At 70.7% G+C, this 16,494-nt stretch carries 11 protein-coding genes and 1 tRNA gene; 7 read left to right on the forward strand and 5 right to left on the reverse strand.

Annotation, left to right across the window (positions count from 1 at the left end):
- Positions 1-70 precede the first annotated feature (70 nt).
- Positions 71-143, forward strand: a tRNA-Arg gene (locus DNK54_RS14480).
- Positions 144-161: 18 nt separating this feature from the next.
- Here the strand turns inward: DNK54_RS14480 and DNK54_RS14485 are convergent.
- Positions 162-800: a TetR/AcrR family transcriptional regulator gene (locus tag DNK54_RS14485; RefSeq protein WP_204164615.1), complete on the reverse strand. Its 639-nt coding sequence runs from the start codon at positions 798-800 to the stop codon at positions 162-164.
- Between the two features lie 67 nt (positions 801-867).
- Between DNK54_RS14485 and DNK54_RS14490 the strand changes: the two genes are divergently transcribed.
- A complete protein-coding gene (locus tag DNK54_RS14490; RefSeq protein ID WP_110207704.1) occupies positions 868-2,220 on the forward strand; it encodes an oxygenase MpaB family protein in 1,353 nt (450 codons plus the stop codon).
- 77 nt (positions 2,221-2,297) lie between these two features.
- On the opposite strand, the gene DNK54_RS14495 is transcribed toward DNK54_RS14490, so the two are convergent.
- The 3 genes from DNK54_RS14495 to DNK54_RS14505 form a co-directional block, all read right to left on the reverse strand.
- Complete coding sequence (locus tag DNK54_RS14495; RefSeq protein ID WP_239460109.1) at positions 2,298-3,083, reverse strand: SDR family oxidoreductase; 786 nt, start codon at positions 3,081-3,083, stop codon at positions 2,298-2,300.
- Positions 3,084-3,157: 74 nt separating this feature from the next.
- The gene (locus tag DNK54_RS21525) at positions 3,158-3,766 is read right to left on the reverse strand and encodes a copper resistance CopC family protein (protein ID WP_162602480.1); all 609 of its coding nucleotides are present in this window, start codon (positions 3,764-3,766) and stop codon (positions 3,158-3,160) included.
- 58 nt (positions 3,767-3,824) lie between these two features.
- A complete protein-coding gene (locus DNK54_RS14505) occupies positions 3,825-4,595 on the reverse strand; it encodes a hypothetical protein (RefSeq protein ID WP_110207707.1) in 771 nt (256 codons plus the stop codon).
- 122 nt (positions 4,596-4,717) lie between these two features.
- Between DNK54_RS14505 and recC the strand changes: the two genes are divergently transcribed.
- The 5 genes from recC (at position 4,718) to DNK54_RS14530 (ending at position 15,454) form a co-directional block, all read left to right on the forward strand.
- Positions 4,718-8,074, forward strand: coding sequence for an exodeoxyribonuclease V subunit gamma (recC, locus tag DNK54_RS14510; RefSeq protein ID WP_110207708.1), 3,357 nt, complete (start codon positions 4,718-4,720; stop codon positions 8,072-8,074).
- Positions 8,071-11,427, forward strand: coding sequence for a UvrD-helicase domain-containing protein (locus DNK54_RS14515; protein WP_110207709.1), 3,357 nt, complete (start codon positions 8,071-8,073; stop codon positions 11,425-11,427). Before recC ends, DNK54_RS14515 begins: the two co-directional genes overlap by 4 nt.
- Positions 11,424-13,175 carry an exodeoxyribonuclease V subunit alpha gene (recD, locus tag DNK54_RS14520; protein ID WP_110207710.1) on the forward strand — a complete coding sequence of 584 codons (1,752 nt, stop codon included), beginning with the start codon at positions 11,424-11,426 and terminating at the stop codon, positions 13,173-13,175. Before DNK54_RS14515 ends, recD begins: the two co-directional genes overlap by 4 nt.
- A 104-nt stretch (positions 13,176-13,279) precedes the next feature.
- Positions 13,280-13,999 (forward strand): hypothetical protein, encoded by a 720-nt coding sequence (locus DNK54_RS14525; RefSeq protein WP_110207711.1) that lies wholly within the window; start codon positions 13,280-13,282, stop codon positions 13,997-13,999.
- Positions 14,000-14,131: 132 nt separating this feature from the next.
- On the forward strand, positions 14,132-15,454 hold the full coding sequence (locus DNK54_RS14530) for a hypothetical protein (RefSeq protein ID WP_110207712.1): 1,323 nt from the start codon (positions 14,132-14,134) through the stop codon (positions 15,452-15,454).
- Positions 15,455-15,547: 93 nt separating this feature from the next.
- Here the strand turns inward: DNK54_RS14530 and DNK54_RS14535 are convergent, their stop codons facing one another.
- The gene (locus tag DNK54_RS14535) at positions 15,548-16,411 is read right to left on the reverse strand and encodes a polysaccharide deacetylase family protein (RefSeq protein WP_204164616.1); all 864 of its coding nucleotides are present in this window, start codon (positions 16,409-16,411) and stop codon (positions 15,548-15,550) included.
- Positions 16,412-16,494: the final 83 nt, after the last annotated feature.

Genomic DNA, 16,494 nt, shown 5'->3' on the forward strand with positions numbered 1-16,494 from the left:
CGGTGCCCGTTCCGGCCTCGATTTCGACACGCGGTGCGGATCGGCTATTCTCTTCAAGTCCTCGTGACGGGCGCCTGTAGCTCAACGGATAGAGCATCTGACTACGGATCAGAAGGTTTGGGGTTCGAATCCCTACAGGCGCGCAGGTGGCCCCCAACGACTCAGTCGGTGGGGGCTTTCTCGTACGTCGGCACTCGGCTGCTCGAGCGCACCGCGTGGTCGAGGCGCTCGGCCAGGGCGAGGAGGCGGTCGTCGGTGGCGTTGGTCGGGTCGCTGAGGCGCAGCTGCAGAAGCTCGCGCCCGGCGGCCTGAAGGACTCGCGCGCTGTACTCGGGGTCAGGCATGGCGGGGTCGATACCCAGTAGCGCGGAGGCGAGCTGTGCGCGCACCCGTTCCTCCGAGGCCAGCATCCGCTGGTGGAGCTCGGGTGGCGCCCCCTCGGGCGGGAAGAGGAAGAGGCGCCAGGTCTCGGGGTGTGCGTCGACGGCGTGCAGGACGCCCATGAAGATGCCACCCAGGGAGAGTTGTGGCGCAGGGGTGCGAAGCGCTGCGGCAAGCACGTCGGCGAAGTGCTCGGCTGCACGCTGGGTCTCGCGGTCGATCAGGGCGACGAAGAGTCCGGCCAGGTCGCCGAACTGCTGGTAGATGACCGTGCGGCTCACGCCGCTCTCTGTCGCGACCCGCTTCAGGGTCGCAGCGTGGAAGCCCTCGCGGGAGGCGATCTGCTGCGTCACGTCGAGGATCTGCGTTCGCCGGTCCTCGGCGCGCATCCGGGTGCGGCGAGGTTCGTCAGGCGACATGCTTGACAGTCTAACTTACAGAGTGCAAGATCTTGTCAACTAACATAATGAAAGTTAGGCGGATCGGATGTCTCACCACCCAGCGCTCGCCGAGCTCGTCCACCGTCAGGGTGAGCAGCAGCCGACGATGTACGGCCAGATCGACTTCGACGTGGCGCCGTACCGCCTCGCGCTGCGCCACGATGACCTCTCCGCGCTGCCCGACTGGCTGGGCGTCGATCGCGACGAGTTGCTTGCTGACGAGACGGTCGTCGAGCTCTTCGCAACGACCACGATGCTGGGGGACACGGTCGCCGATCCCTACGCGGCGCTGTTGTCGGAGCACTCCCTCAAGCACCTGGTCGACATGCTGGTGCGCGCCTGCCAGGGCGGGATCGAGTCGGTTCCCGAGGCTCCGCCCGAGCTGCGCGCGTTCATTGCGGCGATGGAGCAGAAGCCGGCCTGGCTCGACATGGGGATGGTGGAGAAGGGCGCACGCGCGGCCCGGGTCCAGGCGGCGCTTCTTGCGCCGTTCATCACGCGGGGTGCCTTCGTGGCGACGTTCATGAACACCTACGCCGCGCTTCCGATGGCGCTGACCGGTGCACTCACCGGCGCCCGCGCGGCGCATCGGGTGAACGAGACGACGAGCTTCTTCGCGGTCACCACCCAGCCGGGAGCACTGGACCGCCACGGACCCGGCTTCCAGGCCGCAGCGATGGTTCGGCTCATGCACTCCATGGTGCGCTTCCACGCACTCACCCGTTCCGAGCGCTGGGACCCAGCCGTGTACGGCGTCCCGGTGCCGCAGGTTGACCAGCTGCCGGCCAACTACATCACCACCTTCTTGCTGGCGCACCGTGTGCTTCGCTCGGGACGAACGTACTTCACCAGCACGGAGCGGGCGATGGTCGAGTTCGCGCGCTATCGCGGATTCCTGCTCGGACTCCCGGAGGAGTTGCTGCCCACGGAGCCGGAGCAGATCGTGCAGGTGTTCTACACCTGGGGCGCGCTGCTGCGCGGCGGCTTCGACGACGAGACCTGCGGTCAGTTGGTGCGCTCGACGATGGCGGCCTATCTGCGTCCCACTCGTTCCTGGCCCGACCGGATCGCCGACGAGGTGGAGAAGAGCTACAGCAAGGCCTTCTTCCTGCGGGCCTTCGCCGGCGGCAAGACCGCTGTCGCGCACGAGATGGGCGTCGACTTCGGGCGGGCCGACGTCGCAAGGATCGCGGCCACCGCACCGTTCGTCCTGGGGCGATACATCGCGGTCGGCCAGGCCCGGCGGGTCCCGGTGCTCCGCAAAAGTGTCGATGCCTATCTGGTGCGGATGGTGGAGCGCCGCTTGCGCCAGTACGGAAAGGCGGAGTACACCACGGACGGGTCGTCGTACGCCGATGCGCAGCGCCCACACGCCCCCGCCCGCGGGACCACTGTGTGACGTTTCTTGGCACTTGTGTGCCGTAGCTACGCACACCAAGTGCCAGTTTCCCCGCCCGGGCGGGGAAACTGACGGAGCTAGCGCGGAGCGGCGAGGAAGCGGTTCACCTCGCGGAGGAGGCGGCCGGGGGTGACTTGGGCGGCGGCGAAGAGCGCCTTGGCCTGAAGGCCGACGGCGCGGTGGACGCCGGCGAAGCGGAGGGGGCTGGTGGCGGTGACGAAGACGTCGTCGGCGACGTCGTCGGCGGTGAGCTTGATGCCGAGGGTGTCGGTGCTGCGGGTGTGCATGCCGTCGGTCATCGCGGTGGCGACGAAGAGCGGCCACAGTGCGCGCACCGTGATGTCGTGCTCACGCCACTCCAGGTCGAGTGCCTCGGTGAGGCCGCGCACCGCGAACTTGGTGGCGGAGTACGTCGCCAGCTCCGGTTGCCCGTAGATCGCGGAGGCGGAAGCCAGGTTGATCACCCGGGCGCCGGGGGTGTCACGTAGGTAGGGGAAGGCGGTGTGGCAGCCGTTCAGGACGCCGCCGACGTTGATCTGAACCATCCGCTGCTGGCGGGCCAGGTCGATCGTCTCGAACCGCCCCGACGCGAGGACGCCGGCGTTGTTGACCAGCACGTCGAGGCGGCCATCGGTGAGACCGGCGAACCCGTCCAGTGCGGCGCGCCACGCGTCGGCGTCGGTCACGTCGAGGTGGCCGACGTGCACCTGCCCGCCCGCCTCGCCCGCCAAGCTCGCCAGACCGGCCTCGTCGACGTCGAAGGCACCGACGGTGAAGCCGGCCCGGGCGAACCTGAGCACGGTGGCGCGGCCGATGCCTGCCGCGGCGCCGGTGATGAGCACGGTGGAGCGCGGTGTAGCCAAGGGGACCTCCGTCGGATGCGCTGGACAGCGCCTCAGTCTCGCAGCCGACGTCGGTCTCCGCAGCGTGGCCGCTGTCACTCCTGGAGGTCGGTGGCCTCGACCTCGTCGTCGTCCTCCTCGCGGCGACTGCGCACCACGGCGACGGCCGCGAGTCCGGCGGTGACCACCGCCACGCCACCGATCGTCCAGACGGCCCATGCCGGGAAGTCGCTCTGATCCTGGTCGGAGAGCGCCTTCTCCTTGGTGGGCTCAGCGAGGGCGGAGACGTCGCAGCCGAGGGTCTCAGGGGTGCTGCCGCCCTCCTTGACCGTGAACTGGTAGCTGCCACGCACCACGTGCTCGTCGGCGCTGGTCACCTCGTAGCGGACGGTGTGGACGCCGGGCTCGAGCTCGGCGACCCGGGCACAGACGACGCTGCCGTCGGTCGCGGCCGGCTGTGCGTCGCTCACCGGGACCGGCTTCTCGTCCTTGTCGAGGACGGCGACCTCCAGCGAGCCCCCCACCTCCTCGCCGAACTTCAAGGCGATGAGGTTGGTGTCGGTGCCGACCTCCTCACGGACCGCGGGTCCGGAGTTGACCAGCGTGGTGTGGGCCCAGGCGGGCGCGGCCAGGCCAACGAGGGTGAGCGCGGCGGCGACTGGGAGGGCGCGCAGGGAGGTACGACGGAACGCAGGCATACTCATGGCATCCATTCTGCCGAGGGGGTGGGTGGAGGAATCGCGTGCGTGGCTCCCCTCCAGGTCAGGCGGCCTGCGCGGGGTCGGGTGCCTGCCCTCCGAGCAGCTCGCGCAGCGTCGCGCCGACGGGGTAGTCGGCCAGCACGGGACGTCGGTCGGGGAGGGGATCGCCCTCGATCAGGGCGTTGAGCCGCTCACAGGCAGCGGTGACCACCTGTCGGTGCGCGGTGGAGACGTCCTTGCTCATGTCGAAGAACATCGCCATGAGCACGACGTCGTCGCGCCGAACCATCGTGACGGCGAAGGAGATCGGCAGCTCGATCCCCTTGGCCGTGGCTGTGCCGGTGGCCGAGATGGTCAGCTGCTGGTCGGCGCCCGGTGCCCAGGTCTCGTCGTCGTTGGCGACGTCGAACTGCCAACGCATACCGTCGCCGTCGGTGGTGTCGACCCGCGCACAGTCCTCGGTGAGCTCGATGACCTTGTCGAAGACGTGCGCGGCGCGCTCTCCATCGCCTGTGTCCGTCAGGCTCTCCACGACCGACGGCATCTGGGGCTCCTCCGTGGCGCGGAACTCGATCTCAGGACCGTCGTCTCCGCTGTCGTCGCCCGCCCCGAACGGCCCCAGGTCGAAGAGACAGCCGAAGTCAGGGCCCGCGCCGTCCGTGTCCTCCGCGTCGTCGGGCGCCACCTCGAACGCTGGCCCGAGGTCGTCGACGGCGAGAAGGGCAGGCTCGAGCCAGGCCTGGTCGACCGGCCGGTCGTCTCCCGAGCACGCCGCCGACGAGGCGGCCAGGGCGAGGCCGATCAGGGCCTGGGCGAGACGTCGACGAAGCATGGCGGCACGCTACTCCGGGGGTACGACGGCGCCCCGGTTCGTGGCGGCGGCCCACGGACCGAGATGGCGGGGAACCGGGGCGGAGCACCCAAACGTCGGTGCCGCCGGGTATACCTCGACCCATGGCCTTGCACATCCATCGCGCGGAGCGCACCGACCGGTTGGCGGACGGGTTGGCCGCGTTGCTGAGCTCGCCGTTGCCCGACCCGTTCGCCGACGAGGTCGTCGCGGTGCCGCAGCGCGGCGTGGAGCGGTGGCTGGGGCAACGGCTCGCGCACCGGCTCGGCGTGGGGCCTCGCGGCGGGGACGGAGTCTGTGCGGGCGTTCGCTTCGTGTCGCCGTACTCGCTGGTGGCGATGCTTCACGGTGTCGACCGTGACGACCCCTGGGGCCCGGACCAGTTGGTGTGGCCGGTGTTGCGTGTGATCGACGCGGCGATGGAGGAGGAATGGGCCCACACCCTCGCGGCGCACCTGGGGCACGGTCATCGGGGGGCCGAGGCGGAGGTCCGTGGCAATCGTCGCTACTCGGTCGCGCGCCGGCTTGCTGGGCTTCTCGCCGCAGCGGCGGTGCAACGGCCGGAGATGCTCAGCGACTGGGCTGCGGGCCGGGCCACCGACGGCGCCGGCCGGCCGCTGCCCGACGACCTGGCCTGGCAGCCCGAGCTCTGGCGCCGTGTGGTCGACGAGGTCGACCAGCCTCCGCCCGACGTCCGGATGACGCGGACGATCGATCGCCTTGCTACGGGCGGCGACGATCTCGATCTCCCGGCACGTCTCTCCCTCTTCGGGCACACCCGTCTCGCCCGCAGTGAGGTGCGGGTGCTCGCTGCCCTCGGGCAGGTCCGCGACGTGCATCTCTGGCTGCCCCAGCCCTCCGGACGCCTCTGGGACGCCTTGGCTGAGCTGAGCGCAGAGGGGCCGGTACCGCGCCCCGACGACCCCAGCGCTCCCTACGTCCGGCACCCGCTGCTGGCCAGCCTGGGACGAGACGCACGCGAGCTGCAGCGGGCCTTCGCCGAGGTCGAGTTCGTCGACCACGTCGTGGCGTTGGAGCTACCGGCGCCGACGACCCTCCTGGAGCGGCTCCAGGCGGACATCCGGGCCAACCGGGAGCCGCGACCCGGCCCGGCGGAGCCACGGGACGACTCACTGCGGGTGCATGCGTGCCACGGTCCGGCACGGCAGATCGAGGTGCTTCGAGAGGTGCTGGTCGGCCTGCTCGCCGACGACCCGACGCTCGAGCCGCGCGACGTCCTGGTGATGTGCCCGGACATCGAGACCTATGCGCCTCTGATCCAGGCAGGCTTCGGGCTTGCCGGCGTCGTCGACGAGCCCGGTGTGGAGAGTCACCCGGCTCATCAGCTCCGCGTGCGCTTGGCCGACCGCTCCTTGGCCGCGACGAATCCGCTGCTGACCGTCGCTGCCCGCCTCGTCGAGCTGGCTGGCGGGCGGGTCACGGCCACCGAGGTGCTCGACCTGCTGGCCAGCCCTGCGGTCGCGGACCGCTTCCGTCTCACGACCGATGACCATGCGCGTATCGCGCGCTGGGTCGCCGACGCAGGTGTCCGCTGGGGCATCGACGCCGTAGGCCGCGCCGACTACCGGCTGGACGGGTTCACGCAGAACACCTGGCGGTCGGGGCTCGACCGGATCCTCGTCGGGGTGGCCCTGGCCGAGGACGACCACGGGCGGCTCGGCTCGGCGTTGCCGCTCGACGACGTCTCCTCGGGCGACATCGACCTGGTGGGCCGCCTCGCGGAGTACCTCGATCGGGTCGCCTCGGCCCTGGATGCGCTGCACACCGCGCGCACGGTCCCGGAATGGGTGGCCGCTCTGCAGGAGGCGGTCGGTGCGCTGACGCGGGTGTCCGCCGACCAGGTCTGGCAGACCGCCCAGCTCGAGCGGGAGCTCGCCTCGGTGCGCGAGGCGGTGAGCGCCCAGTCCACCGAGCTTCGCCTGACCGACGTACGCGCGCTGCTTCAGCACCGCTTGGCGGGACGGCCGACCCGAGCCAACTTCCGCACCGGCACGCTCACCGTCTCCACCATGGTGCCGATGCGTTCGGTTCCGCACCGGGTGATCTGTCTGGTGGGGCTCGACGACGGGCAGTTCCCACGGGTCGGTGCCCTCGATGGCGACGATGTCTTGGGCCGAGCACCGCTCACCGGGGAGCGCGATGTGCGCAGTGAAGACAGGCAGTTGCTGCTCGACGCAGTCCTGGCAGCCACCGAGAAGCTGGTGGTCACCTACAGTGGCGCCAACGAGCACACGGGTGCTCCGAGACCGCCTGCCGTGCCGGTAGGGGAGCTGCTTGACGCAGCCGCGCGGACCGCACCGGAGGCGCAGGTGCTGGTGCGCCATCCGCTCCAGTCCTTCGACCCACGCAACCTCACTGCCGGTCTGGTGCCTGGCCGCGCCGAGCCGTTCAGCTTCGACGTCTCCGCTCTCGCGGGGGCCCGCATCGCCCTCGCCGAGCGCACGCCTCGGCCCCCGCTGTTGGTCAAGCCGCTGCCCGCCCAGCCCACGGGCGACGTCTCGCTCGACGAGCTCATCGCCTTTCACACCCACCCGGTGCGGGAGTTCCTGCGGCACCGTCTCGATGTCGCCACCTCCCGCGAGGCGGAGCTGCTCGACGACGCGATCCCGGTCGAGCTCGATGCGCTCGCCACGTGGGGAGTGGGGGACCGGCTCCTGCGGGCGGTGCTCGACGGACGCGATCCGATGCCGAGCATGCTCGACGAGCAGTTGCGCGGCATGCTGCCACCTCGTCAGCTCGGGATCCGCACGCTGCGCCAGGTGGTCGCCAATGTCCAGGGGATCGTCGATGGCACCTCTGCGCTGCGCAGCCCGGAGGCTCGCGCGGTCGACATCGACGTCGATCTCGGCGACGGCCGGCGGCTGACCGGCACTGTGACAGGGGTGCGTGGCCATCAGCGCCTGGTCGTCGGCTACTCCGGCGTGCGGGCCAGGCAGCGGCTGGAGAACTGGATCAGCCTGTTGGCGCTGTCGGCAACCCATCCCGACGACCACTGGACGGCTCTGGTCGTCGGCAAGGGCAAGGGTGCGCCGGCGCGCAGCCTGGCGGGCCCGGTCGATCATCGCGCCGTCGCGTGGCTGCGTGCCTTGGTCGAGTTGCGCGATCAGGGGCTGTGTGCGCCGTTGCCGTTGCCGCTGCGCACCGGGCTGGGCTGGGCTGAGGCGAAGTTCCGCGCGGAGATGGGCGCCCCGATGTCACCTGAGCAGGCAGCGCAGCGTGAGTGGCTCACCGACCGCAACCGCGCCAACGCGCCGGCGGGGGAGCAGGACGATCCGGCGCATCGCCTGGTCTGGGGGGAGGGCGCCGGCTTCGAGGTGCTCGCCGGCCCCGTCGTCGCCGAGGAGGCCGAGGCGGATACCGAGCATCGCCTCGATCAGCTTGCCCGGCAGGTGTGGTGGCCGCTGTTGGCGCACGGCCGGGAGAAGGTGGGGCCACTATGACCCGCGCAGTCCAGCACGTCGCGAGCGATCAGTCGCCTGCGGCGATCCAGCCGCACCGGATCACCGATCCGCTGCCGACTGGGACGACGTTGCTCGAAGCGAGCGCCGGCACCGGCAAGACCTGGACGATCGGTGCCCTGGTCGCCCGGTTCGTCGCCGAGGGGGAGGCCCGGCTCGACGAGATGCTCGTGGTCACCTTCGGCCGAGCCGCCAGTCAGGAGCTGCGGGAGCGGGTGCGCGCCCAGCTGGTCGAGCTGGAGCAGGCCTACGCCGATCCGGCTGCACCACGCTCCGCCAACGAGGTCGTCGATCTCCTGCTCGACGTCGACGAGCCCGAGCGGGAGCAGCGGCGGCGCCGCGTCCGGGAGGCCCTGGCCGAGTTCGACGCGGCGACCATCGCGACCACCCACCAGTTCTGCCAGCTGGTGCTCCGCAGCCTCGGAGTCGCGGGCGACACCGACGCAGAAGCCACGCTGGTCGAGGATCTCGACGAGCTCCTGGTGGAGGTCGTCGACGACCTCTACCTCCGGGGATTCGCCGACACCGAGGAGCCCCCGCTCTTCAGCCGCAGCGAGGCATTGCGCCTGGCGCGCGGTGCGGTCTCCGACCCGCAGGCTCGGCTGGAGCCGGCCGACGCCGACCCCGGTTCGCCGGCCGGGCGACGGGTTGCCTTCTGTGGCGCCGTACGCACCGAGCTCGCTCGCCGCAAGCGCCTCCTGGGTGTGCTGGGCTACGACGACCTGCTCAGTCAGCTGGCCGAGGCCCTGGCGCGTCCGGAGGCACCTGCGCGAGTCCGGATGCGCCAGCGCTGGAGGGTGGTGCTCGTCGACGAGTTCCAAGACACCGACCCGGTGCAGTGGAACGTGCTGGACCGGGCCTTCACCGGCCACGCGCGGATGGTGCTGATCGGAGACCCCAAGCAGGCGATCTACGCCTTCCGCGGTGGCGACGTGGTGACCTATCTGGACGCTGCCGAGACCGCTTCGCAGAGTCGCACGCTCGCCACGAACTGGCGCTCCGACCAGGCCCTGCTCGATCGCATGCAGGTCGTCCTCGAGGGAGCCGCGCTCGGCGACCCGCGCATCGTCGTTCGGCCGGTACAAGCGGCGCATGCCGAGCCTCGGCTGGTCGGCGCACCCGAGCCAGAGCCGTTCACCGTCCGGGTGCTGACCCGCTCGATGCTGGGCAGGCGAGGCAGCGGCGGCCTGCCGGTCGCTCAGGTCAGGCCACTGATCGCCGCGGACTGTGCTGCCCAGATCAAGCGACTGCTGCTCTCGGACGCCACGGTCGACGGTCGGCCGGTGCACCCGGGCGACGTCGCGGTGCTGGCCCATACGGGGGCTCAGTTGCAGGCCGTGCACGCTGCCCTGACCGAAGCCGGCGTCCCGGCGGTCATCGCCGGTGGTGGCAGCGTGTTCCGGACGCCGGCCGCCCGGGAGTGGCTGACCCTCATGGAGGCGATGGAGCAGCCGCACCGTTCCGCACGGGTTCGTGCCGCCGCGCTGACGCCGTTCCTCGGTCTCACCGCGCAGCGGCTCGACGCCGACCCGACACTCACCGACGCTCTCTCCGAGAGGATCGTCGAATGGGCCGGGCTCTTCACTCGGCGGGGGGTCGCCGCCGTGCTGGAGGCCGCGGTCATCGGCGGGTTGCACGAGAGAGTGCTCACCTGGACCGAGGGCGAACGCCACCTCACCGACCTGCGTCACGTCGGCCAGGCCCTGCACCAGGTGGTGATGGTGGATCGACTGGGTCTGGTGGCGGTGGTGCAATGGCTGCGCGAGCAGGTCGCCGACGAGTCGCCCGAGACAGGATCCGAGCGCACCCGACGCCTCGACAGCGATGCCGCCGCCGTGCAGCTGGTGACGATCCACGGCAGCAAAGGGCTGCAGTACCCGATCGTCCATCTGCCGTTTGTGGCTGATCGGTGGGTCGGCAAGCCCGATCTGCCGCGCTTCCACGCGCCGACCGACCAGCAGCGCTGCCTCGACGTCGGCGGCAGCAAGGGGCCACGCTGGCGAGACGACACCGCCCTGCACCAGGCGGAGGAGGCGGGCGAGTCACTGCGGTTGCTCTACGTGGCGATGACGCGGGCACAGAGTCAGCTGGTGACGTGGTGGGCGCCGAGCAACAACGCGACCGGTTCACCGCTGCATCGGATGCTCATCGGGCGTGGACCAGGCATGGCCGCAGTGCCCGACCAGTGCGAGCTGCCCACCGACGAGGCCGCGCACGGCTACTTCGAGGCGTGGCGTGCCCGCGGTGGCCCGGTCTGGCGACTGGCCACCGCCGAGTTCCCGGAGGACCCGCTGCGCTCGACGACGAGCGACGAGCTCGCCGTACGCCGATTCGCCCGGGACGTGGACACCGTCTGGCGTCGTACCTCCTATTCCGCGCTCAGCGCGGCTGCGGAGAGCGCCGGGCTGGCGACCGTCGACTCCGAACCCGAACAGGTGCCTCGGGACGACGAGCCCGAGACCGCTGAGCCGGGGCCGGCAGCGCCGATCACGCTGCCGGGCGACCTGCCCTCGCCGATGGCGGACCTTCCCGTCGGCGCGGCCTTCGGCTCCTTGGTGCACGCCGTACTCGAGCACGCCGATCCGGCCGCTCCGGACTTCGCGGCAGAGCTGCTCACCCGGATTCACGAGCAGCTGCCGCGGTGGCCGGCACCGGTCGATCCGGAAGAGCTGGCGGCCGCACTCGTCACAGTCTGCGAGACGCCGTTGGGCCCCTTGGCGGGCGAGCTGCGGCTGGTCGATCTGCCGTTGCGCCGGCGGATGCGTGAGCTGGAGTTCGAGCTGCCTCTGGCAGGCGGTGACGTCGTCGGATATCCGGCTGACGAGGTCCGGCTCGGAGACCTGGCCGGGCTGCTGCGTGAGCATCTCCCTGCCCACGACCCACTGCTTCCGTACGCCGACGCCCTGGCGGACCCGGCCCTGGGCAGCCAAGTGCTGCGCGGCTATCTCACCGGGTCGATCGACCTGGTGATGGAGTCCGAGGGCCGGTTCCTGGTGGTCGACTACAAGACCAACTGGCTCGGCCGCCCGGACCAACCGCTGACGGCGGCTGACTACCGTCCCGAGGCCCTCGCCGCAGCGATGGGCCACTCGGACTACCCGCTGCAGGCACTTCTCTACGCCGTCGTGCTGCATCGCTATCTGCGCTGGCGTCTCCCCGACTACGACCCTGGGAGCCATCTGGGTGGTGTGCTCTACCTCTACCTCCGGGGCATGTGCGGGCCCGAGACCCCGCGCGTCGACGGCCAACCGACCGGCGTCTTTGCGTGGCACCCGCCCGCTGCCCTGGTGGTGGCCATCAGCGACCTGCTCGACGGCGTCAAGGGGGCACCGTGAGTGAGCTCTTCGAGCCTGACGGCCCAACCGATCACCGGCTTGCGCTGCGTGCGTCCGGCCTGCTGGCGGAGGCCAACCAGGCGGGCGTGATCACGGCTGCTGACGTGCATGTCGCGCAACGACTGGCAGAGCTCGGTGGCGAGCCCGACGACTCGGTACTGCTTGCCGTGGCGTTGACCTGTGCGGCCGTGCGCAACGGCTCGGTCTGCCTCGACCTGACCGACCTCGAGACGCCCGAGGGGCTGACCTGGCCGGATCCGGCGAGCTGGCGTGCAGCCATCGCCGCCTCTCCTCTCCTCGAGGCAGGGGTTGTGCACTGGGAGCACGACCTGCTCCATCTCGACCGCTACTGGAGGCAGGAGGGGCAGGTCGCCGACGATCTGGCCGCTCGCGCCGGGCGCCCCGTTCCATCGCCGGCAGCCGGGATCGACGAGGTCGCTGCCCGGCTCTTCCCCGGTGACGGCTACGCCGACCAGCGCAGTGCTGCGCTCCGGGCGATCCGCGTGTGGACCGCCGTACTCACCGGTGGCCCCGGGACCGGGAAGACGACCACCGTGGCTGGGCTGCTGGCGTTGCTCCTTGCTGCGGCGGGGAGCCAGCCGGAGCGCCCACTGCGGGTCGCGCTGGCCGCGCCGACCGGCAAGGCCGCGGCTCGGCTGAGCGCTGCCGTCCGAGAGGAGTTGGCCGACGTGCGGTTCGACGACGCGGAGCGGGCCGCGTTGAGCGGCATCCGGGCCACGACGCTGCACCGGCTGCTCGGTTCACGGCCCGACACCCGGAGCCGGTTCCGGCACCACCGGGGCAATCGGCTGCCCCACGATGTCGTGATCGTCGACGAGACGTCGATGGTGTCGCTGACGATGATGGCGCGACTCTTCGAGGCGGTCCGCCCAGACGCCCGGCTGGTCCTGGTGGGCGACCACCACCAGCTGGCGTCGGTCGAGGCCGGCGCCGTGCTGGCCGACCTCGTCGCGGGCCTGCCGTCGGAGCAGGTGGCCGAGCTTGCCCACAACCACCGCTCCGAAGCCGACATCGTGGCATTGGGTGAGGCGATCCGGGCTGGCGATCCCGACCAGGTCGTCAGCCTCCTGCGTGCGCCGTCGGAGGAGGTCTCCTTCCAGGAGGAGGTGGGCGATGCCCTGCAGCAGCGCTTGGTCGCTGCCGCGTGGGAGCTCCGCCGAGCCGCACAGGCCGGCGACGTCGCGGAGGCCCTCGCCGCGATGGAGCGCCACCGCCTGCTCTGTGCCCACCGGGAGGGACCGCACGGCGTCGACCGCTGGAACTCGCGGATCGAGCACTGGCTCGCCGAGAGCCTGCAGGACGGCGTCGACCACCCGCTCCGCGATCCCTGGTACGCCGGTCGGCCGGTTCTGGTGACCGCGAACGACCCGACCTTGGGCATCTTCAACGGTGACACCGGCGTGGTGGTGCGGACACCCGACGGCGGTCGACGGGTGGTCTTGGAGACCGCGAGCGGCCCGCTTGCGCTGCCGCCCAGCAGGCTCGACGCGGTGGAGACCATGCACGCGATGACCATCCACAAGGCGCAGGGGAGCCAGGCCTCGGAGGTCACGGTGCTCCTGCCCGACGAGGAGTCCCGGCTCCTTACGCGCGAGCTCCTCTATACGGCGGTTACTCGCGCTCGCCATCGGGTGCGGGTGGTCGGCAGTGAGCAGGTCGTGCGTGCGTCCGTCACTCGCGGCGTGCGCCGCGCCAGCGGGCTGCAGCACCGGCTGGGCGCCAGGTGAGCCGAGCCTCGGTGGCGGAGACCGTGGGAGAGGTGCCCCGATGCCCCTGGTGCGACGCCGGACGACACGGGACAATCGCCCGACGTACACGAGGAATGAGGCTGATGGAGTTGCACAGCAAGCGGATGCGTCTCGGTATGGCTGCCCTGGTCGTCTTGGGTACGCTCGCCGGATGTGGGGACGACGACGAGTCGCCCGCCACCCTGGAGGGCAAGAGCGGAGCCGAGGTGCGGGATGCCGCAAAGAAGGCGATGACCGAGCTCACCGGCATGCGTATGGTCGCCTCCTTCGCTCAGGAGGGGCGCACCGTGAAGGTCGATGCCGTGATGGACTCCGACGGCGACTGCGAGGCAAGCCTCGACATGGGCCCGGGCAAGGCCGAGATCGTCGGTGATGCCGACGGCACCTACGTGTCGGGCGACCAGGAGTTCTGGGCGCTTACCGCCGGGGGCGAGTCCGAGGCGGAGCGGGTGCTCGGGCTCGTCGGCGAGAAGTGGGCGAGGGTCGAGCCGGAAGGCTTCGCCGGTTTCTGCGATCTGCAGTCGTTGGTCGATGGCTTCAACGACGGCGACAAGGCGGAGATCGAGCTCGGCGATGTCGTCGAGCATGACGGGACGAAGGCCCTGCAGGTGACCACGACCAACGCGGAGGAGGGCCGGGTCAGCTCTTTGCTGGTGGCCTACGAGGCGCCGCACCGCGTGCTGCAGATGCGCCAGGAGTCCGACGAATCCACGTCGCTGGATCTCAGCGACTTCGACCGGGACGTGAAGCCGGAGCTGCCGGGTGAGGACGACTACGTCGACCTCACCACGATCGGCGGCTGAGCCTCGTCGGGGTTTGCTGGGTCCCTGTCGCGGGCAAGGAGTGAAGGGCACGGCGGGTGCGGGGCCGCCGTGGAGCACGCGTGGGGGCTCGTTACCGGTAGATTCCGGTAGCGAAGACATGAAGGAGTGGACGTGGAGTTGCATCACCAGCTGCAGACGTTGGTGCAGCAGCGTGGCGAGGCGGTTCTGGCCGACCCCGACGTGCTGCGCGCTGCGCTGGAGGACTACCTCGACGAGCAGACGGCGAGTACCGGTGACCTGAACCTCCTGGTTGACGCCGTGCGTCTGGGGGGACTGACCCGGCTGCGGTCGGCCATGCAGGGGGGCGCCGTTCCGGGAGCGGCCGTCGAGACTGCCGGTGGCTACCTCGCGCGACAGCGTGGCAGCAGTGATGTCGCCAGCGCCCAGTGGGCGGTCGCCGCACTCGGCTACGCCGTTGGGCAGGTTCCTGACCAGATCCCGACCGCCCTCCGGCAGAGCTTCACCAGCGGTGGCCCCGCCCCGTGGCCGCCGGCTGGCGCTCCGGTGGTCTCTCCGCCGCCGATGATGTCGCCGCCGATGATGTCTCCGCCGCAGCAGCCCTGGCAGGCGGGTCCGCCGGCTCAGGCCGGGCCCCCGCCCGGGTGGCAGGGCGGCCCCCCGCCCGGCGCGCCGTACGGGCAGCCTGCAGGGGCGAAGAAGTCGAAGGCGCCACTGATCGCGGTCGGCGCGGCCGTCGCCGTGCTGGCCGTCGGCGGCGGGATCGCCTGGGCGGTCAGCGCGGGCGGAGACGACGGCGACAAGAAGGCCAAGGACGACCCGACGACGTCGCAGACCACGAAGTCGGGCACGACCGAGGACCCGACGAAGACCGGCGGTGACTCCTTGGAGGCCAAGTCGCCCGCGGAGATCCAAGAGGCTGTCGTTGCCGACATGAACGAGGTCACCTCACTCAACATGCGCGGCAAGGTCGAGTTGGACGGGCTCGAGATGGACCTCTCCATGGATACCGACGGGCGCTGCACCGGCACCTTGTCGATCTATGGTGGCGTCGCCAGCATCATCTCGGACGGCACCGACGAGTACCTGAAGGGCGATCAGAAGTTCTGGATCGCCAGCAGCAAGGGGTCGACGCCCCCGTCGTCGGTGCTCGACATGTTCGTCGGCAAGTGGATGAAGACGCCGGGCACCGAGAACTTCGCCAGCTTCTGCGACCTCAACAACCTGCTGGAGGAGTTCGACAACGACGGGGCGGCCGACTTCGAGACCGGTGGCACCAGCATGGTCAACGGACGTGAGGCGCTGCAGCTGAACTCCGATGACGGCAGCACGATCTACGTCGGAAACTCGAGCCCGCACCACATCCTGCGGATCGTCGGCAACGACACCGAGCCTGGTGAGTTCCTGCTCTCCCAGTTCAACCAAGAGCTCGAGATCCGGGTACCCAGCGACTACGTCGACAACCCGAGCAGCTGAGTGGCACGCCCGGATCGACCGTTCGCCGGTCGGTTCGGGCGCATCGCTCGCCGTCGCGGGCCAAGGTCTGGCGGTGCCGCCGAGGTGTGGTGCTCAGTGCGCGGAGCGGCGCCCGGGCCGTTTCTTGCCGCCCGTTGAGCGGCGCGCCGGCTGGTGCGTCGGCGTACGCCAGTCGAAGTAGGTGCGTCCGGCGACCGGCTTGCCGATCACCTCGCTGACCGTGACCAGGGTGAAGCCGCGACGGCGCAGGCCTCTGATCATGCTGTCGACGGCGGCAACCGTCGTCGGGCGGATGTCGTGCATCAGGATCACGCTGTTGCGACGCGCTCGCTGCACGGCAGTGCGAGAGACGTAGCCGGAGTTGCGGATCTTCCAGTCGCTGGTGTCGACGTCCCACAGCACCTCGCTGAGGCCGAGCTCGCCCTGCAGCCTGAGCACGCGAGGGTTCGAGGCGCCGTACGGCGGGCGGGAGAGCACCGGGCGCACGCCGGTGACCTCGGTGATCAGGCGCTTGGTGTGCGCGAGCTGCCAGGTGACCCACTTGTCGGGGAGTGTGGTGAGGTTCGGGTGCGCCCAGGTGTGCACGCCGATCTCGTGGCCTGCCCGAGCGATCTGCCGGGCGGTGCGGCGCCGGCCGTCGAGCATCTGCCCGACCAGGAAGAACGTCGCGGGGGCCTTGCGGCGCGCGAGAACCTGCAGCAGGCGAGGCGTGTCGAGGCCCGGCCCGTCGTCGAAGGTGAGCGCGACGCAGCGCTTGCGCTTGCAGTCCACGGTGCGACGCGTCGACGGCCCGTGAGTGCCTCGGCCGCGCGATGCGGCCGTTGCTTCGTCGTCCTTCGCCGGCGCGGGCGCGGCGGGCTCCTCCGGTGTATCGCCCGCGACGCGGCCCACCGCGGCGGCGACGTCGGGGTCCCCAGCGCCGTGGTGGGGGCGCGAAACGCCCAGTGTGATCGCCAAAGCGAGAGCCAACAGCGCAACTAGCGCCCGTGCCTGCATGCTGCCCCGTCCAGATGTCCCCGCGTTCGTGCTTGGAGAATCAT

The sequence above is a fragment of the Nocardioides daejeonensis genome, assembly GCF_003194585.1.
GTDB classification, from domain to species: domain Bacteria; phylum Actinomycetota; class Actinomycetes; order Propionibacteriales; family Nocardioidaceae; genus Nocardioides; species Nocardioides daejeonensis.